Raw genomic sequence first — 16,768 nt, forward strand, 5'->3', positions numbered from 1 at the left:
CCATGTGTTCCATGACCCGCGCCAAGGGCAGCACTACCGAGGGAAAAAATCTGGCGCAAGTGTCAACTCTGAAAGGGCATCGGCAAAATGACGCGTTTATCGGGCGAGAAGGACGAGAAGGACGCGACGACCGGTGGATACTCCCGCCGTAAGCTCCTCAAGATCGGGATCGGTGTCGCCGTGGGGGCAGGGGTCGTCGGTTCGGGTACCGGGGTGGCGGTGGCCGGCGGGCCGGACGATCCGTCCAGCCCGACCTTGGCGACCAAGGTGAAAAATCTGAGTGGCCCGGCCGAGACCGGCCCGTTCGCGTCGCCGTGGACCGACCTCGGCATCCCCGTGCGGTGTCCGGACGGCACCATGCTGTTCGTCGGCGGCGACACCTTCAACGGCGACCATGTGCCGCAGCCGGGCGAGGGCGCCGACGACTGGCGCGCCCCGGTCGGCCTGCGCTCCAGCAGCGCGGATCTGAACGACCTGCGCATCGACGGCAGTGTCGGCGGGGATCATGCGATCAGCCTGGTCGACGAGCCGCACAACCCGGTCGGCGACAAGGCCACGACGGCGATCCCGTCCGATGTGTTCGTCGTCGACGGCGTCATGTACATGCATCTCATGCGGGGCGTCATCTACGACACCCACCACACGGACCTCTGGCGCTCCACCGACAACGGCGAGACCTGGGAGTACCTGTGTCAGTGGCCGGGTGACCTGCACGGCGGCCAGTTCCAGCAGAAGACCTACGCCGTGGCCGAGGGTGACTACTGCTACGTCCTGTCCACGGTCTTCAATCGCGAAGGCGCCTCCGGGATGCTGCTGCACCGGGTGCGGAAGGACAGCCTCGGCAATCCGGACGCCTATGAGCCGTGGGGCTACGCGGACGGCGACTGGCGGTGGGGCGCGCCGCCGACGACCGTCTTCGGCACCCGCAAATGGGGCGAGATCTGCTTCCGGGCCATGGACGGCAAGTACGTCCTGACGTGGCTGAACATGAATCCGCTGTCGATCCGGGCGATGGTCTTCCCGCTCCCGACATCGGACCTGACCAGGACGCTGGAGCAGACGATGATCCTGCCCGGCAACCCGGGGCAGGAGGCGGCCAACTTCGTCGCCAGCCCGTACGGCGGATTTGTGATCCCCGGCTCGACCTTCGGCAACTTCCACATCGTCGTCAGCCAGTGGTACGACCCCTGGAACTACCGGTTCATGCAGTACAAGATCAACATGCTGTCTTGAGGCGGCGCATCGCACCGTCGGGTGCCGTCGCGAGGAGGCGGCGGCGCCCGGTCACCTCCCCCGCAATTGCCCAGGTCAGGGACGGGCCCGCCCGCCCCGAGCATGCGCATGACTGCCTTGCCCGCAGGCGCGGCGCCTCTTGACACTACTAGGTAGACTGACCTACCTAGTAGTTGAGAGGGATTGCGATGAGTACATCCGGCACCGAGGCGGCCCAGCCCAGGAGGCGGCGAGGGGCCGCGCGCGAGCGCCTGCTCAGCGCCGCATCGCGCCGCTTCTACGCGGACGGCGTCTCAGCGACAGGGATCGACACGATCACCGCCGAGGCGGGCGTGGCGAAGATGAGCCTCTACAACAACTTCTCCTCCAAGGCCGACCTGGTGAGGGCCTATCTCGATGCGCGGCACGAGGAATGGATGGGCCTGTACCGGCGGCGCCTGGACGAGGCCCCGGACGCGCGCGGGGGCGTGCTCGCGGTCTTCGACGCGTACGCCGATCACGCGGCCTTCGCCTATGAGCACGGCTTTCGGGGGTGCGGTCTGCTCAATGCCGCCGCCGAACTGCCCGTCGGGGACGAGGGGCGGGCCGTGGTGCGCCGGCACAAGGAGGAGGTCGAGTCCCTGCTCGCCGGGCATCTGGAGGAATTGCTGCCCGGGCGGTCGGCGGAGGCTCGGGCGGTGGCGGAGCATCTGGCGTTCCTGCTGGAAGGCGCGATGGCGCGCGCCGGGCTGGAGGGCGGGGGTACGCGTCTGGAGCATGCGCGGACGATGGCGGCGGACCTGCTGGACCGGCTGTGAAGCGGCCCACCGGACACCCGGCCGGCTCGGTGGCCGCGGGGTCGCTGTGTGTGCTCGTCGCGTCGGCGCTGTGGGGCACCACGGGCACCGCGGCGACCTTCGCCCCCACCGTCGGCCCGCTCGCGATCGGGGCCGTGGCCATGGGCCTGGGCGGACTGCTGCAGGCCCTGATCGCCGCCCCTCGAATCGCCCGGGAAGTGCCCCGTCTGCGTGCGCAGCGCGGGGTGGTGCTGCTCGGGGCGCTGGCCGTGGCGCTCTACCCCTTGGCGTTCTACAGCTCCATGCACCTTGCCGGGGTCGCTGCCGGGACGGTCGTGTCGATCGGCTCGGCCCCGCTGGCTTCGGCCCTGATCGAGCGCGTCGTGGACGGGCGCCGGCTGACGCGCCGCTGGATGCTCGGCGCCGCCCTGGGGATGTCGGGGACGGTACTGCTGTGTGTGGCAGAAGCGGCCAAGCCGCACTCCCTGTCCGCGGCCGGGTCCGTGCGGATGACCGTGCTCGGTGTGGGGTTGGGAGTGGTGGCCGGGCTCACCTACGCGCTGTATTCCTGGGCGGCACACCGGCTGATCGGCCGCGGTGTCTCCTCCGGCGCGGCCATGGGTACCGTCTTCGGAATCGGCGGGGTGCTGCTCCTGCCCGTACTGCTGGCCACCGGCGCCCCGCTGCTCAGCTCTTGGTCGAACGCGGCCGTCGGCGCCTACATGGCCCTGGTCCCCATGCTCATCGGCTACGTCCTGTTCGGCTGGGGCCTGGCGCATGTCCCCGCGAGCACCGCGACCACGCTCTCACTGCTGGAACCCGCCGTCGCGGCCGTCCTGGCCGTGCTGATCGTCGGTGAACGTCTGCCCCTGCTGGGATGGATCGGCATCGCCGCGGTCGTCGGCTGCCTGGCCGTGCTCACCACGTCGCAACGGACGGCCCGGCGGCCGCGAGCGATCACCACGAGGACCACCACCGGCGCCGGGGGCCCTGCCACCTCGCGGCCCGGCGGTGCTTCGGTCCACGTCACCGCACCCTCCGTGCCCATCGGGCGCGGACCGGGTTCCACGCACTGAGTCCGTGGCCGAACGCGGCGCTCCCCGAGCGTAGTTCCAGGGCGCGAGGTGCGCGCCCTGGAGGGGCGTTCACACGTCGCGGCGCCGCACGACGAACACGGCGAGTGCGACCGTGATCAGCGGCCAGAGCACGTACACGACCCAGGAGCCGGGGACCGTGGCGGAGTAGCCGAGGGAGTGGGGATCGGGCTCCCAGCTCTCGATCAGGCGGGTCCAGGCGGCCGACACCATCGCGTGTTTGATGTCCGCCGACCAACGATTGCTGTTCGAGAACATGGTGGGCAGCATCAGCAGGGCGAAGACGCTGGTGATCATGGTCGCGGCGGCGTGCCGGAGCAGCACGCCGAGGCCCAGGCCCACGAGTGCACAGACCGGGGCCAGCAACGCGGTGGCCACCAGCGGCCGGAACACCCCGGGGTGGGTGATCGGCACCCCGGCGTGCCGCCCGTTCAACATGGCCTGGGAGACCAGGAAGCAACCGGTGGAGACGGCCGTGCCGATCGCGGTCCACAGCGCGGCGGTGACGGCCGCCTTGGCCAGGACGACCGCGCCGCGGGCGGGGACGGCCACGGTGGTGGTGCGGATCAGCCCGCTGCTGTACTCGCTCACCACGGTGAGGGCGCCCATGCTGCTGGCGACGAGCATCAACGTCCAGTAGCCGGCCGGCGGATAGGCGTCGAAGGGCCGGAAATCAGCGGGGCCGGAACCGGCGGCCTTGTCCGCCAGCGTGGCCACGGCGGTGGACCCGAGGATGAACAGGACGGTGAGGGCGATCGTCCACGGAGTGGAGCGCAGGGACCGCATCTTCAGCCACTCGGAGGCGAGCAGATCGCGGAAGCGGACGGGCGGTGCGGCGACGGGGGTGGGGCGGGGGACGGAAGTGAGTGTGGTCATCGGGGCTGTCCTGCCAGGTATTCGGTGCTGTCGGCGGTGAGTTCCATGAAGGCCGCCTCCAGCGAGGCGGTGCGGGTGGTCAGCTCGTTCAACTGGATGGCGTTCTCGAAGGCGAGTGCTCCGATGCGGTCCGCCGGGAGTCCGGTCACGGCGAGCCTCTCGGCGCCGGCCGAGCCCTCCGGCTCGACCGAGGCGCCCGCCGCGGTCAGCACGGCTGCCAGTTCGGCGGCCTGCGGTGTCGCGACCACGACGCAGCGACGGGTGCCGCGGGCCGCGAAGTCCCGTACGGACTCGGCGGCGATGAGGGAACCCCGGCCGATGACGACCAGATGGTCGGCGGTGTTCTCCATCTCCGACATCAGGTGGCTGGAGAGGAAGACCGTGCGCCCCTCGGCGGCCAGGCGTCGGAAGAGTCGGCGTACCCACAGCACGCCCTCCGGGTCCATGCCGTTGATCGGCTCGTCGAACATGAGCACCGGCGGGTCGCCGAGCAGGGCGGTGGCGATGCCCAGCCGCTGCTTCATGCCGAGGGAGAATCCGCCGATGCGGCGGTTCGCCGCCTCGGCCAGCCCCACCTCCTGAAGCACCTCGTCCACCCGGCGCCGCGGGATGCCGTTGCTGCGGGCCAGGGCGGCCAGATGGGCCGCGGCGCTGCGGCCGCCGTGGACCTGGCCGGCGTCCAGGAGGGCGCCGACGTGCCGCAGCCCGCGCGGGTGGTGGCGGAAGGGAACGCCGCTGACGGTGGCGGTGCCGGTGGTGGGCGCGTCCAGCCCGAGGATCATCCGCAGGGTGGTGGTCTTGCCGGCTCCGTTGGGGCCGAGGAATCCGGTGACCTGGCCGGGTCGGACGGTGAAGGACAGGTGGTCGACGGCCGTCTTGTTGCCGTAGTGCTTGGTGAGTTCGCTGACTTCGATCACGGCACCCACACTGCCGAGCGGACCGCCCGAGGGGCATGGGGCCGTGGGCGGCAATCGTGCGGCCGGATCGGCCCGTGGGCGTACGTCCCCGGGTTGATGCCGCGCGGGTGGTGACCGGTTAGTCTCGCGGCGTGAACCGCATAACGATCACTGTGCTGCCCGCGCGCATGGCGCCCCGCGGCCCGGGCCGCAAGAGGACATGCCGCCCATGACGAGAACGAAGGCCGTGGCCTGGGCGGGGGCTGCCTGCTACCTCCTCATGGTGGGTCTGCTGGTGGGGGTGGCGCCGCGGGTGTCGGGGACGGTCCATGGGGTCGGGGCACTGCTGGCCGTGAGCTTGCTGGTCGGCGTGGTGCGACGGATGCCGCTGCTGGCTCTGGCCCTGGCGCTCTTCGGATCCACTGCCGTGGTGGTGGGCACTCCGAGTTCCCTGCACAGGAGCCTGGCGGTGTCGTACCAGGGCCAGTTCCTGTCGTTTCTGGCGGTGGATCTCGTCCTGGGCTTCATCGTGGCCCACTGCGTACGACGGGCTTCGATCGTCGCCGTTTCGGTGTCCTTCGTCGTGCAGTTCCTGGTGATCGGCCTCTTCGCGCATGGGGACAGCCTGAGCGTCAATGGCCTGATCGCTCTGCTGGCGATGGCCGCCTCCTGCATCACCGGCCTGCTCCGCCGCGAGCGCCGCGAGCACGCGGTGGCGCTGCGTTCGCAGGAGGTGGCCGAGGCCGTGACCGCCGAACGGCTGCGGATCGCACGGGAGTTGCACGACATGGTCGCGCACAGCATCGGCATCATCGCCATTCAGGCCGGTGTGGGGAGCCGGGTCATCCAGACCCAGCCGGCGGAGGCCCGCGAGGCCCTGCGCGCCATCGAGGCCACCAGCAGGGAGACGCTGTCGGGGCTTCGGCGCACACTGGTCTCGCTCCGTCAGGCCGAACGGGACGTGACCGCCTCGAAGCAGTCCCCGCCCGCACCCGCGCCGGGGCTGGCGGACATCGAGCGGCTGGCGGCGGCGACCGCGGACGCGGGGGTACGCGTCGACGTGCGCCGAACCGGCGATGATCGCCCGCTGCCCGCCGACATCGGCCTGTCCGCCTACCGCATCGTGCAGGAGGCGCTGACCAACGTGGTCCGCCACGCCGGCACCGGGCGTTGCCGGGTGACGATCGACCACGGGGACGAGGAGCTGTTCGTGGAGGTCGTCGACGAGGGGCGGGGCGGCACGGGCAACGGCTCGGCCCACGGCTTCGGCCTCATCGGCATGCGCGAGCGGGTCGCCCTGCTGGGCGGCCGGCTCAGCACCGGACCGCGCCCCGAGGGCGGCTACCGGGTAGCGGCCCGGCTGCCGTTGCCGGCACCCGTCGCAGTTCCGGTGGAGGCCCGATGACCGTCCGGGTCCTGCTCGCCGACGACCAGCCGCTGGTGCGGTCCGGTCTGCGCGTGATCATGGCCGACCACCCCGACCTGGAAGTCGTCGGTGAGGCCGCCACCGGTTCCGAAGCGGTCCGGCTCGTCGGCGACCTCCGCCCCGACGTCGTGGTGATGGACATCCGGATGCCCGGCATGGACGGGATCGAGGCCACCCGCCTGATCACCGCCGGCCCGGCAACGACCCGTGTGCTGGTCCTGACCACCTTCGACGAGGACGACCATGTCTACGGCGCCCTCCGGGCCGGCGCGAGCGGCTTCGTGGTCAAGGACATGGCGCTGGACGACATCCTCACGGCGGTCCGCGTGGTCGCCGCGGGCGATGCACTGATCGCGCCGGGAGTGACGCGCCGTCTGATCGCGGACTTCGTCAAGGGCCCCGAAAAGGCCGCCCCGGAGCGCTCCCCACGGCGGGTCGAGGGCATCACCGAGCGGGAGAGGGAAGTGCTGACCCTGGTCGGGCGCGGCCGGTCGAACACCGAGATCGCGGAGGACCTCTTCATCACGGTGGCCACCGCCAAGTCCCACGTGTCACGACTGCTCACCAAGCTGCACGCCCGGGACCGGGTCCAACTGGTCATCACCGCTTACGAGTTGGGGCTCGTCGCGCCGCCCCGCTGATCGCCTGCCCGGATCCCGTGGCGCACCTCGCGACCAGGGCCAGGCACTTGGTCCGTCATGGGTTCCCCTTTGCCTGACCGCTGGTCCAGTCCCAGTTCGTGATCGTGTCGCGCATCAGGCGAGCGGCTGCGGAGAGGCGCACCGGAGAAGGGTGAGCGTGCGACGGCAGTCGGGGCTGTCGACGGCGATCCAGGCGACGGGGGCACTCATGGCGGTGCGCTGGGCGAGGGCGGGGACGAGGCCGATCCCGAGTCCTGCGCTGATCAGGTCTGCCAGCGCGCCGGCCTCGTCGCCTTCGCAGACGATTTTGGGCGTGAGCCCCCGGCCGGCGAAGAGGCGGTCGAGCAGGCGGCGCTGCCAGTGTCCTTCGCGGGTGGCGACGAAGGGCTGGCCGGCGAGTTCGTCGACGGTGACGGAGGGGCGGCCCGCAAGCGGGTGGTCGAGTGGCGTGGCCACCCCCACCGCCTCGGTGTGCAGTGGCACCGCTTCCAGGCCGTCGGCCGCGATCGGTTGGGACGCGACGCAGAGGTCGATGTCCTGGGCCCGCAGGCGGCGGGCCATTTCCTCGGCGGGCAGCTGGTGAAGCTCGACCTCGACGGAGGGATGGGCTCGCTTGTACGCGGCGAGCGGCCCGGTGAGGGTGAGCAAGGTTTCCGACGCCAGCCGCACGGTGCCGAAGCCGTCGCCGGTGGCCTCGGCGACGGCCCGTCGTCCCGCGTCGAGCTCACCGAGGGCGCGTTCGACGTGTGCGCGGAAGAGTTTCCCGGCGTCGTTGAGCCGGAGCCGGCCGGCCCGGTCGAACAGGGGGGTGTCCAGTTCGTTCTCCAACCGGGCGATGGTGCGGCTGAGTGACGGCTGGGCGACGTGGAGTTCATCGGCTGCGCGGCTGAGGTGTTCCAGCCGTGCCACCACCACGAACTGCCTGAGCGAGTGGAGATCCACGCCCTCTCCTCCTTCCTTCGCGCCCCCGACCGCGCCTGCCGCGTGGCCATACCGGCAGGGTCATAACGCCATAGCGATATTGGTCTTGGACGTGATTACTCGCAGATCATAACGTCGTGGGCGATGGGGAATGGGAAGCGAGGGAGGAGACGCCTCATGGCCACCGCAACCGACAGGTTCCGCCCGGCTGTGCCGGCCCGGTCCGCCACCACGCAGCGGACGACACCCACGGGGTGGGCCCTGCGGGCCGTCGTCAGCGCGCACGTGGCGGCGATCGTCGGTCAACCGGTGTTCGCCGGGGTGTATCTGAGCGGCGACTACGACGCCTTGCGCTGGCACGCGGTCGGCGCCAACACCGTCACCTCGCTCGGATACCTGCAGGTGATCGTGGCGCTCATGGCCTGGGTCCGGCTGCGCCACAGCCGGCCGTTTCTGGCCACGTCGGCCGTGGTGGCGGCCGAGACGGTGCAGTACTTCGCCGGGATGGCCGGCGCGCTGTGGCTGCACCTGCCGCTGGGGGTGATGACCATCGTCGCGCTCGTCGTGCAGTTCATCGATGTCTGGCGTCGGCCCCTGAGCCGGCGACCGCAGCTCCCTGGCGAACGACGGACCGCGCAGGGGCAGGAGAAGCAGGAGGCCGGCAATGAGTGAGCACGATGGGGACCGCTCCGGGGCTGCCCGCGGCCTGGCACGGCGCCAAGTGCTGGGCATCGGCGGGGCGTTGGGGTTGATGGCGGCCACCGGGCTGTCGGCGTCGGCGGCACTGTCCCGCCGCCCGTCGGTCACCGGTGCCGAACTGCGCAGCGCGGTACCGCTGCCGCCCGCGTTCCGGGTGCCGTTGCCGCTTCCCTCCGTACTGGCGCCGATCAGCACCTCGGGCGGGGTCGACCGGTACGACATCACCCAGCGCGAAGCGACCCTGGAGATCCTGCCCGGCGTCAGGACACCGCTGTGGACGTACGGCGGGACCTTCCCCGGGCCGACGATCGAGTCGCGCCGCGGTCGGCCGATCACCGTGACGCACCGCAACGACCTGCCCGTACCGACCGTCGTGCACCTGCACGGCGGAAGGACCCCGGCCGCTTCGGACGGGTACCCGACCGACCTCGTACTGCCTGCGGGTTGGCCGCACAACGCCCACGGCATGCACCCTGCCCACGGCACACACGCCACCCATGCCACACACACCGCCCATGCCACACACACCGCCCACGGCATGGACCGCGACATGAGCCATGGCATGGGGAACGTCGCGGGGCACGGCATGCACGATCCGCGAGCGGTGCTGACCCGACTGACGCGCGACTACACGTTTCCGCTCGACCAGCGGCCGGCACTGCTCTGGTACCACGACCACCGCATGGACTTCACCGCGCCCGCGATCTGGCGGGGGCTGGCCGGGCTGCAGATCGTGCGCGACGATGCCGAGGACGCTCTCGGACTGCCTGCGGGCCCGCGCGAACTGCCGTTGATGATCGCGGACCGTGCGTTCGCCGCCGACGGCAGCCTCGCCTACCCCGCCCTCGACCCGACCCTGCGGGAACAGCCGGGAGTGCGCGAGCCCTATCTCGCCGGCGTCCTCGGTGATGTGATCCTGGTCAATGGTGCGCCGTGGCCCGTGCACGAGGTCGACGCGGCCCGATACCGACTGCGCATCCTCAACGCCTCCAACGCCCGGCACTACGAACTCGAAGCGGTCGACGACGACGGACGCCGGCTCGATCTCGTCCAGATAGGCGCCGACCAGGGACTCCTCGCATCGCCGGTCACCCACCGACTCCTGCCGATCGCGCCGGCCGAACGCTACGACACCGTCATCGACTTCTCCGGTGTCCCGGTCGGCAGCCGCGTCCGGATCGTCAACCGGCTGGGCTCCGGGCGTACCCGCGACGTGATGGCCTTCCGGATCGCACGCAAAGCCCCCGACGACAGCCGCATCCCCCGCACCCTCTCCAACGATCTGCCGAGCTGGCGGCGCTCGGACGCCAGCAGGGTGCGCGAGTTCTCCTTCCGCGCCGGGCGCATGCACGGCGATCACGGATGGCTGATCGGCGGGCTTCCCTTCGACCCTGCACGCTCCGATGTCACCGTCCGTTTCGGTGATGTCGAGGTGTGGCGGCTGGTCGCCGATGTCCACCACCCCGTCCATCTGCATCTGGTCGGCTTCCGGGTGCTCTCACGAAGCGGTCACCGGCCGCTGCCCCACGATGCGGGCCTGAAGGACACCATCTCCCTGCGGCCGGGTGAATCGGCGGAGATCATCACCCGTTTCGACGGCCACCGCGGCCGCTACCTCTTCCACTGCCACAACGCCGAACACGAAGACATGGGAATGATGGCGAACCTCGAAGTCGTCTGACGGCGATGGTGGGGTGGCTGGTGTCCGACCGGAGCCGGAGCCTGAGCCGCTGCCTGGGAGACGCGTCACCGTGGGCTGAGCCTTTTGACCATGACATGCTCCCGGCGTCCGTCCGGCAGCAGCTCACCGACCGGCCCGGTATCGTGAAATCCGTTGCGCCGGTAGAGCGCGAGGGCGTTCTCGTTGCCGGGCCTGACCGCGAGCTGCAAGGCTTCGGCTCGCGTCTGCTGTGCCCACTGTTCGACCGCCCGCAGCAGATGGTCTCCCACGCCCTGCCCCCGCGCGTCCTTGCTGACCCACATCGAGATCAGCTCGACGACACCACTGTCCGACCCCGGGACACCACTGAGCATCCCGACCGGCTTGCCCCCGAGCACCGCGGCAAAATGGCGTGAGCCGGGGATGGCCAGGCGACCGCGCCACCGCTCCTCGCGGTCACCCTCGCCCTGCCAGTCCGCGAGCCGGGATCCGAACGCATCAGGCGCGTCCGTGAGCGCGGCGAGCCGCAACTCCCGCCACACGGTCCAGTCGTCCGCCGTCAGCACCTGCAACTCGATCATGCACGGAGACTGCCGCCCGGATGCGGCCGATGGCAACTCCCTTTCGGGCTCGGAAATTCCCTACCGCGGCGGCCGGGAAGGGCGGAGACTCGTCCCATGGCTGATATGGGGTCGTTTCAGGAGGCGGTCACCGCGTGGGCGGCCGGTGGCCCCGGCGACCCCGCGCGCGAGCTGGCCGCGCGGCTGCCCGTACGGGCAGTGGTCCTGCTGGAAGGGCTGAGCGATGCCGCAGCGGTCAGCGCGCTGGCCGCGCGCCGCGGCCGGGACCTGGCGGCCGAAGGAATCTGCGTCCTGCCGATGGGCGGTGCGATGAGCGTCGGTCGTTTCGCCCGCCTCCTCGGGCCCGCCGGCCTGGACCTCCGCCTCACGGGACTGTGCGACGAGGCGGAACGCCGTTATTATGACCGCGCCTTCGGGCAGGCGGGTGCAGCCCAGCAAGGGTTCTTCGTCTGTGCGGCGGATCTGGAGGACGAGCTCATCCGCGCACTGGGCGTGACTCGGGTGGCGGAGCTCGTCCGGGCCGAGGGCGACCTGCGTGCCCTGCAGACCTTCCTGCGTCAGCCCGCTCAGCAGGGCCGCACCTCACAGCAGCAGTTGCGGCGCTTCCTCGGCACGAAGAAGGGCCGCAAGATCCGCTACGGCCGCGTCCTCGTCGAGGCCCTCGACCCCGACCGCGTACCCGCACCGCTCGACGGCCTGCTCGCCGGCCTCTGACCGCCGGGCGGGTTCACGCTCGGTGGCAGTGCCTCGGTAGGGGCGCCGGCGTCACGGGAGCCGCCGGGGCGACGCTGCCTGTCGTGTCGTGTCATGGCGCTGGCGGAAGGTGCGTCGGTAGGTGTCCGGAGGTACGCCGAGCGTGCGGTTGAAGTGCCGGCGCAGTGAGGCGGTGGTGCCCATGCCGGTGACTGTGGCGATGGCGTCGATGCTGTCGTCGGAGTTTTCCAGGAGTTCTTGGGCGCGGTGGATGCGTTGGGTGTGCAACCACCGTAGTGGCGTGGTGCCGGTGACCGCGTGGAAGTGCCGGGCGAGGTTGCGTGGGCTCATGTTCGTCTGACGGGCGAGGTCCTGGACCGTCAGTGGCTGGTCGAGGCGGGCCAGGACCCAGGGGAACAGGGTAGCGAGCGGGTGGGGGCGAGGGTCGGGGAGGGGCGTGGTGACGAACTGTGCCTGGCCCCCGGGGCGGTGGGGTGGCACGACCAGGTTGCGGGCCACTGCGTTGGCGATCGCGGAGCCGTGGTCGAGGCGGACCAGATGCAGGCACAGATCCATGGCGGCGGCCTTGCCCGCGGAGGTGAGCACATTGCCGTCGTCGACGTAGAGCACGTCCGGATCGACGTGCACGGCGGGGTAGCGGGTGGCCAGCGCCTTGGCATGGGCCCAGTGTGTGGTGGCGCGCCGTCCGTCCAGCAGGCCCGCGGCGGCCAGGACGAACGCCCCGGTGCACAGCGAGACCACCCGGGCACCGGCCTGGTGTGCCGCGCGGACCGCGTCGATCAGTTCGCCCGGCGGTTCCTCGTCGATCCGTGCGTAGGCGGGGACGATCACGGTCCGGGCGTCCGGCAGCCGGTCCAGCCCTTGGTCGGGTTCGAGCCGGAAGTGTCCACCGACCCGGGCGCCGGACGGCCCGCAGACCGTCAACGCGTACCAGGGATCGGCTATGTCGGACCAGTCGACGCCGAACACCTCGCAGGGCGCGGCGAGTTCGAAGTGGCGCACCCCGTCCGTGACGGCGAGCGCGACCGTGTGCGTGGCCGGGGCGACGGTAGTCATGTCCGGAACTGTACGAGGCATGGCATTCCTGCCGCTCGTCGTCCCGCTCCGCCGCAGGCACGCTGTCCGCGAGAGATCACTCGGTGACGACAGGAGGACATATGCGATCCCATCCCCAGGTGGCGGTCTTCGGCGCCTATGGCCACACCGGACGCTTCGTAGTGGCGGAGCTCCTCGAACGCGGCTTGCGCCCGGTCCTGACCGGACGCGACGCCGCACGATTGCAGGAACTCGCCCGGGCCCACCCCGGCCTCGACGTGCGGCCGGCTTCCGTCGAAGACCCCGGCTCCCTCGACCGCGCGCTGGCCGGCACGGCGGCCGTGATCAACTGCGCCGGCCCCTTCGCCACCACGGCCGCCCCCGTGATCGAGGCGGCACTGGCCGCCCGGATCCCGTACGCGGACGTCGCAGGCGAAGTGGAGGCCGTCGCCGACGTCTTCGCGCACTACACCGAGTCGGCGCGGGCCGCCGGCCTCCCCGTCATCCCCGCGATGGCGTTCTTCGGTGCCCTCGGCGATCTGCTGACCACCGCCGCACTGGGGGATTGGCCCTCGGCCGACGAGGTGTCCCTGGCCTACGCATTGAGCAGTTGGCACCCCACGGCCGGGACCCGCGCCTCCAGCCAGGTCTCCCGACAGCGCCGCAACGGCCGCCGCCTCGTCCACACCAACGGCCGCCTCGAATTGCGGACCGACCAGGCGCCGACCACCGAATGGGCCTTTCCCCCTCCGCTGGGCAAGCAGACCGTGGTCGCCGAGTTCACCACGGCGGACAGCATCACCATCTCCCGCCACCTCCCCGTCCGGCACCTCCACACGTACATGACGACCGCTGCGGTCACGGACGTCCTGGCCCCGGATGCCGAACCTCCCGTCCCCATCGACGCCAAGGGGCGCTCCCAGCAGACCTTCCTGGTCGAGGTGGTCGCACGCGCCGGCGACACCGAACGGCGCGCCACCGCCCGCGGCCAGGACATCTACCACGTCAGCGCGCCCCTGGTGGTCGAAGCGGTCCGCCGCATTCTCGACGGGCGCGTCAGAACCGCCGGGGCCGCAGCACCCGGCGAGATCTTCGACGCCGCTGACTTCCTCCGCGCGTTGGCGCCCCACCTCACGGTCGAGTTCGACCCGTCCCCGGACCAGTAGCCGGCGGCCGCCTTCGCATGCTCGCCCCCCAACCCATCTCACGGATCATGGAGTTGCGACACTTCGTGGTCAGGTACGAATTTTTTTCCACCAAGGGGGAGAGGGCAATGCACTCATTCGACCGGGGTCTGGTCCTGGGCAGTGGAGGTCCCGTAGGCACGGCCTGGATGGCGGGGCTGGCCTGCGGGTTGCAGCGCGAGGGGGTGGACCTGGGGCAGGCCGACCTGTTCGTCGGCACATCGGCCGGCGCGATCGTTGCTGCGCTGCTCGCCACGGGGCAGGACCTCGGGCGGGTCGCGACCGTTCCGGCTCGTCCGGCCGGTCGTCCGCCCGAGGTCGATCCTGGGCGGATGGGCGCGGTGTTCGCGGTGCTCGGTGACCGTGGCCTGGAGCCCGGCGAGGCGAGGCGCCGAGTGGGCCGGCTCGCGCTCGACAGCGCCGACGAGGAGGCCGAGGAAGCGCTGATCGCGGGGCGGGGCGCCCTGATCGGTGCGCATGTGTGGCCGGACCGTCGGCTGCTGATCACCGCGGTGGACGCCACCACCGGTGAGCCCGTGGTGTGGGACCGCGACAGCGGTGTGCCGTTGGTGCACGCCGTGGCGGCGAGCAGCGCCTTCCCCGGGGCGGCGCCGCCGGTTGCCATCAACGGCCGGCGGTACATGGACGGTGCGCTGCGGTCGGGCACCAACGCCGATCTCGCGGTCGGAGCCCGCACACTGGTCGTGCTGGAGCCGATGGCGCACCTGTATCCCCGAGCCTTGCTCGACCAGGAATTGGCGCTCGTGGGGGCAGAAACCGTGCTGACCGTCGGTCCCGATCCGGCCTCCGTGCGTGCTTTCGGCCCGGACCTGAATGACCGGGCTGCCTGGGGACCGGCGTATCAGGCGGGCCTTCGCCAGGCGGGCGACGTCGGTGGGCAGTTCCGATCCGGGTGGGGGAGAGGCTGACGGGGGCTGATCGCCGTGTCAGGGCGCGGGACCCAATGGGTCACGCCGACGGATGCGGGACGCGGGGGACAGCACCCGTGCTCGTGGTGAAGAGCTGCAGGGTCTCGGTCAGTTCGAGTACGCGGTGCGCAATGGGGCTGGCCGCCAGGAGGGAGACGGTCTTGCCGTGCTGCAGCGCCAGCTGACGGACGGCGAGGAGGACCTTCACGCTGGAGCAGGCCCAGAAGGAGACCTTGCTGAGGTCGATCGCGATTCCGTGGTCGGAGCAGCGCAATGCGCTGGTGAGGGAGGTTTCGAGGGTCTCCTCGCAGCCGTGGTCGATCTCGCCGCGCAGTGCCACCACGGTCTCATCGGTGTGGGGATCGCTGTAGATCCGCACGAGACACGGCGAACTCGCCGGGTCGCTGACCGACTTCTCGGGTTGCGTGAAGGGTGGCGTCCTCCCGGCGCGACCTGTCGCAACCGCCTCTTCCCGAGCATCCACCTCGTAGCCCTCCTTCGGAGACCTGCCGACGCCGGAACATCAACACACGCAACGCAGTACACGAAATATATGTCATGTATTCAGTGTCGGCCAAGGGCGCCTTAAGATTGGCTCATGGGAGTGCCTGACCCTCACAACGGATGGACGTTCATCACCAACCACGCGCGCGTGCTGGCGGCCATCGCGGATGACCCGAACGCCCGCATCCGCGACATCGCCGCGCACTGTCGGCTCACCGAGCGCGCCGTCCAACGGATCATTGCTGACCTTGAGCAAAACGGTTACTTGTCCCACAAGCGCGAAGGACGCACGAACACCTACCGGATCGAGGCAGAGAAGGTACTGCGGCACCCGGCGGAAGCCGGCCTCACCGTCGCCTCCCTCCTCTCACTCCTGGTCCAGGACGAAGCCCGCCGCAGCGGTGAGCCGACCGAGCCGACCTCGCGGGCCGAGCTGTAGGGCCGACCACCCGCGTGCGGTGGAGGAGATGTTTCGGGTCAGGCCACGGTCAACCCGAGGTCGGCGGACAGCCGGTGGCGGTGCCAGGCCGGGGGACCGAAGAGCTGGGCCGCGCTGTGTGCGCGCTTGAGGAAGCGGTGGGCGTCGTGCTCCCAGGTGATGCCGATGCCGCCGTGCAGTTGGACCATCTCGCCCGCCACCGCCGAAAACGCCTCGGAGCAGGCGGACTTGGCGACGGCCGCGTAGCGGGTCAGCTCCGGTGAGCCCCCGGCGGCCGCGAAGGCGGCACCGAGTGCGGCCGAGCGCGCCGACTCCACGAGCACGTACGCATCCGCCAGCCGGTGCTTGACCGCCTGGAAGGAGCCGATGGGCCGGCCGAACTGGATGCGCTCCTTGGCGTAGGCGACCGTGCGCTCCAGGGCCCGCTCGGCCGCGCCGACCTGCTCGGCGGCGAGCGCCGTGCAGGCCAGGTTCAGGACGTGCGCCAGGATGCGGTCGCCGTCGCCGTCCGTGCCGATGAGCCGGCCCTCGGCGGCGTCGAGCAGCACGCATGCCTGGGCCCTGGTTCGGTCCATGGTGACCACGGCGTCGCGGCGGAGTCCCGTGCTGGCCACGGCCACTTCGAAGAGCGAGACCCCGGCGGCTGTACGGGCCGCCACGAGCAGCACGTCGGCCTCGGCCCCGTCCAGCACGTGCTCCTTGGCCCCGGTGATCCACCAGGCCCCGTCGGGCCTGGGGGCGGCCTCGGCGCGGATCGCCGCCGGGTCCCAGGAACCCTGCTCGGCCCACGCCAGGCTCCCCACCGTGCGGCCCTCGGCGAGACGCGGCAGCAGCCGCGCGCAGGCCGTCTTGTCGCCGGAGGCGAGCAGCGCCTGCACCGTGAGCACCGCGGAGCCGAGGTAGGGCACGGGACTCAGCGTTCGCCCCAACTCCTCCAGCACGGCGTGGACCTCCCGGGCCCCGCAGCCCGCGCCACCGTACTCCTCGGGGACGGCGAGACCTGCGACGCCGATCTGCTCGGTCAGGGGCCGCCAGGCCGCCGGACCCTCGTGACGTGCGAGCAGCGAACGCACGGCGGACCGCAGTTCTTCCTGTTCCTCCGTCAGCCTCACTCGTCTGCTCCTTTCCGTGCGGCGCGCCGCCCCGGTCACCCGGTGCGC

General features: G+C 71.1%; 18 protein-coding genes. 11 read left to right on the top strand and 7 right to left on the bottom strand.

The genetic code is table 11. The features are described from left to right. Positions 1 to 87: 87 nt before the first annotated feature. The 3 genes from AB0E02_RS02020 (at position 88) to AB0E02_RS02030 (ending at position 3,085) form a co-directional block, all read left to right on the top strand. Positions 88 to 1,233 (top strand): DUF4185 domain-containing protein, encoded by a 1,146-nt coding sequence (locus AB0E02_RS02020; RefSeq protein ID WP_362134925.1) that lies wholly within the window; start codon positions 88 to 90, stop codon positions 1,231 to 1,233. A 188-nt stretch (positions 1,234 to 1,421) separates the two neighbouring features. Continuing rightward, positions 1,422 to 2,030 (top strand): TetR/AcrR family transcriptional regulator, encoded by a 609-nt coding sequence (locus AB0E02_RS02025; RefSeq protein WP_362134927.1) that lies wholly within the window; start codon positions 1,422 to 1,424, stop codon positions 2,028 to 2,030. Further along, positions 2,027 to 3,085, top strand: a complete 1,059-nt coding sequence (locus AB0E02_RS02030; RefSeq protein WP_362134929.1) for an EamA family transporter — start codon at positions 2,027 to 2,029, stop codon at positions 3,083 to 3,085. Before AB0E02_RS02025 ends, AB0E02_RS02030 begins: the two co-directional genes overlap by 4 nt. A gap of 69 nt (positions 3,086 to 3,154) precedes the next feature. Here AB0E02_RS02030 and AB0E02_RS02035 read toward each other — a convergent pair whose 3' ends face one another. After that, positions 3,155 to 3,979, bottom strand: coding sequence for an ABC transporter permease (locus tag AB0E02_RS02035; RefSeq protein ID WP_362134931.1), 825 nt, complete (start codon positions 3,977 to 3,979; stop codon positions 3,155 to 3,157). Next, complete coding sequence (locus AB0E02_RS02040) at positions 3,976 to 4,896, bottom strand: ATP-binding cassette domain-containing protein (RefSeq protein ID WP_362134933.1); 921 nt, start codon at positions 4,894 to 4,896, stop codon at positions 3,976 to 3,978. Before AB0E02_RS02040 ends, AB0E02_RS02035 begins: the two co-directional genes overlap by 4 nt. Before the next feature lie 208 nt (positions 4,897 to 5,104). Between AB0E02_RS02040 and AB0E02_RS02045 the strand changes: the two genes are divergently transcribed. Together AB0E02_RS02045 and AB0E02_RS02050 are read left to right on the top strand one after the other, a co-directional pair. After that, on the top strand, positions 5,105 to 6,280 hold the full coding sequence (locus AB0E02_RS02045; protein ID WP_362134935.1) for a sensor histidine kinase: 1,176 nt from the start codon (positions 5,105 to 5,107) through the stop codon (positions 6,278 to 6,280). Next, complete coding sequence (locus AB0E02_RS02050) at positions 6,277 to 6,942, top strand: response regulator transcription factor (RefSeq protein WP_362134937.1); 666 nt, start codon at positions 6,277 to 6,279, stop codon at positions 6,940 to 6,942. The genes AB0E02_RS02045 and AB0E02_RS02050 overlap by 4 nt, the downstream gene beginning before the upstream one ends. A gap of 114 nt (positions 6,943 to 7,056) precedes the next feature. Here AB0E02_RS02050 and AB0E02_RS02055 read toward each other — a convergent pair whose 3' ends face one another. Further along, positions 7,057 to 7,884 carry a LysR family transcriptional regulator gene (locus AB0E02_RS02055; protein ID WP_362134939.1) on the bottom strand — a complete coding sequence of 276 codons (828 nt, stop codon included), beginning with the start codon at positions 7,882 to 7,884 and terminating at the stop codon, positions 7,057 to 7,059. Between the two features lie 156 nt (positions 7,885 to 8,040). Here AB0E02_RS02055 and AB0E02_RS02060 point away from each other — a divergent pair, with 156 nt between their 5' ends. Together AB0E02_RS02060 and AB0E02_RS02065 are read left to right on the top strand one after the other, a co-directional pair. Next, positions 8,041 to 8,535, top strand: coding sequence for a hypothetical protein (locus tag AB0E02_RS02060; protein WP_362134942.1), 495 nt, complete (start codon positions 8,041 to 8,043; stop codon positions 8,533 to 8,535). Continuing rightward, complete coding sequence (locus AB0E02_RS02065; protein ID WP_362134944.1) at positions 8,528 to 10,243, top strand: multicopper oxidase family protein; 1,716 nt, start codon at positions 8,528 to 8,530, stop codon at positions 10,241 to 10,243. Before AB0E02_RS02060 ends, AB0E02_RS02065 begins: the two co-directional genes overlap by 8 nt. A gap of 65 nt (positions 10,244 to 10,308) precedes the next feature. On the opposite strand, the gene AB0E02_RS02070 is transcribed toward AB0E02_RS02065, so the two are convergent. Further along, positions 10,309 to 10,803: a GNAT family N-acetyltransferase gene (locus AB0E02_RS02070; protein ID WP_362134946.1), complete on the bottom strand. Its 495-nt coding sequence runs from the start codon at positions 10,801 to 10,803 to the stop codon at positions 10,309 to 10,311. Positions 10,804 to 10,899: 96 nt separating this feature from the next. On the opposite strand from AB0E02_RS02070, the gene AB0E02_RS02075 reads away from it, so the two are divergent. Continuing rightward, positions 10,900 to 11,517, top strand: a complete 618-nt coding sequence (locus AB0E02_RS02075) for a TOPRIM nucleotidyl transferase/hydrolase domain-containing protein (protein ID WP_362134948.1) — start codon at positions 10,900 to 10,902, stop codon at positions 11,515 to 11,517. 51 nt (positions 11,518 to 11,568) lie between these two features. Here AB0E02_RS02075 and AB0E02_RS02080 read toward each other — a convergent pair whose 3' ends face one another. Continuing rightward, a complete protein-coding gene (locus AB0E02_RS02080) occupies positions 11,569 to 12,573 on the bottom strand; it encodes a helix-turn-helix domain-containing protein (protein ID WP_362134951.1) in 1,005 nt (334 codons plus the stop codon). Positions 12,574 to 12,674: 101 nt separating this feature from the next. Here AB0E02_RS02080 and AB0E02_RS02085 point away from each other — a divergent pair, with 101 nt between their 5' ends. Both AB0E02_RS02085 and AB0E02_RS02090 read left to right on the top strand, forming a co-directional pair. Next, positions 12,675 to 13,718 (top strand): NAD(P)H-binding protein, encoded by a 1,044-nt coding sequence (locus AB0E02_RS02085; protein ID WP_362134953.1) that lies wholly within the window; start codon positions 12,675 to 12,677, stop codon positions 13,716 to 13,718. Between the two features lie 107 nt (positions 13,719 to 13,825). After that, positions 13,826 to 14,665, top strand: a complete 840-nt coding sequence (locus AB0E02_RS02090) for a patatin-like phospholipase family protein (RefSeq protein ID WP_362135549.1) — start codon at positions 13,826 to 13,828, stop codon at positions 14,663 to 14,665. Between the two features lie 40 nt (positions 14,666 to 14,705). Here the strand turns inward: AB0E02_RS02090 and AB0E02_RS02095 are convergent, their stop codons facing one another. Further along, complete coding sequence (locus AB0E02_RS02095) at positions 14,706 to 15,044, bottom strand: STAS domain-containing protein (protein ID WP_362134955.1); 339 nt, start codon at positions 15,042 to 15,044, stop codon at positions 14,706 to 14,708. A 219-nt stretch (positions 15,045 to 15,263) separates the two neighbouring features. Between AB0E02_RS02095 and AB0E02_RS02100 the strand changes: the two genes are divergently transcribed. After that, the gene (locus tag AB0E02_RS02100) at positions 15,264 to 15,608 is read left to right on the top strand and encodes a helix-turn-helix domain-containing protein (RefSeq protein ID WP_362134957.1); all 345 of its coding nucleotides are present in this window, start codon (positions 15,264 to 15,266) and stop codon (positions 15,606 to 15,608) included. 38 nt (positions 15,609 to 15,646) lie between these two features. Here AB0E02_RS02100 and AB0E02_RS02105 read toward each other — a convergent pair whose 3' ends face one another. Beyond that, complete coding sequence (locus tag AB0E02_RS02105) at positions 15,647 to 16,720, bottom strand: acyl-CoA dehydrogenase family protein (RefSeq protein WP_362134959.1); 1,074 nt, start codon at positions 16,718 to 16,720, stop codon at positions 15,647 to 15,649. Between the last annotated feature and the right edge of the window lie 48 nt (positions 16,721 to 16,768).

The sequence above is a fragment of the Streptomyces sp. NPDC048196 genome, assembly GCF_040652715.1.
In the GTDB taxonomy this organism is placed as follows: Bacteria; Actinomycetota; Actinomycetes; order Streptomycetales; family Streptomycetaceae; genus Streptomyces; species Streptomyces siderophoricus.

Excerpts from the sequence above, each read along its gene's own strand:
- AB0E02_RS02020 (WP_362134925.1), top strand. The coding sequence starts at position 88 with ATGACGCGTTTATCGGGCGAGAAGGACGAGAAGGACGCGACGACCGGT.
- AB0E02_RS02025 (WP_362134927.1), top strand. The coding sequence starts at position 1,422 with ATGAGTACATCCGGCACCGAGGCGGCCCAGCCCAGGAGGCGGCGAGGG.
- AB0E02_RS02035 (WP_362134931.1), bottom strand. The coding sequence starts at position 3,979 with ATGACCACACTCACTTCCGTCCCCCGCCCCACCCCCGTCGCCGCACCG.
- AB0E02_RS02045 (WP_362134935.1), top strand. The coding sequence starts at position 5,105 with ATGACGAGAACGAAGGCCGTGGCCTGGGCGGGGGCTGCCTGCTACCTC.
- AB0E02_RS02050 (WP_362134937.1), top strand. The coding sequence starts at position 6,277 with ATGACCGTCCGGGTCCTGCTCGCCGACGACCAGCCGCTGGTGCGGTCC.
- AB0E02_RS02060 (WP_362134942.1), top strand. The coding sequence starts at position 8,041 with ATGGCCACCGCAACCGACAGGTTCCGCCCGGCTGTGCCGGCCCGGTCC.
- AB0E02_RS02065 (WP_362134944.1), top strand. The coding sequence starts at position 8,528 with ATGAGTGAGCACGATGGGGACCGCTCCGGGGCTGCCCGCGGCCTGGCA.
- AB0E02_RS02070 (WP_362134946.1), bottom strand. The coding sequence starts at position 10,803 with ATGATCGAGTTGCAGGTGCTGACGGCGGACGACTGGACCGTGTGGCGG.
- AB0E02_RS02075 (WP_362134948.1), top strand. The coding sequence starts at position 10,900 with ATGGCTGATATGGGGTCGTTTCAGGAGGCGGTCACCGCGTGGGCGGCC.
- AB0E02_RS02080 (WP_362134951.1), bottom strand. The coding sequence starts at position 12,573 with ATGACTACCGTCGCCCCGGCCACGCACACGGTCGCGCTCGCCGTCACG.
- AB0E02_RS02085 (WP_362134953.1), top strand. The coding sequence starts at position 12,675 with ATGCGATCCCATCCCCAGGTGGCGGTCTTCGGCGCCTATGGCCACACC.
- AB0E02_RS02090 (WP_362135549.1), top strand. The coding sequence starts at position 13,826 with ATGCACTCATTCGACCGGGGTCTGGTCCTGGGCAGTGGAGGTCCCGTA.
- AB0E02_RS02100 (WP_362134957.1), top strand. The coding sequence starts at position 15,264 with ATGGGAGTGCCTGACCCTCACAACGGATGGACGTTCATCACCAACCAC.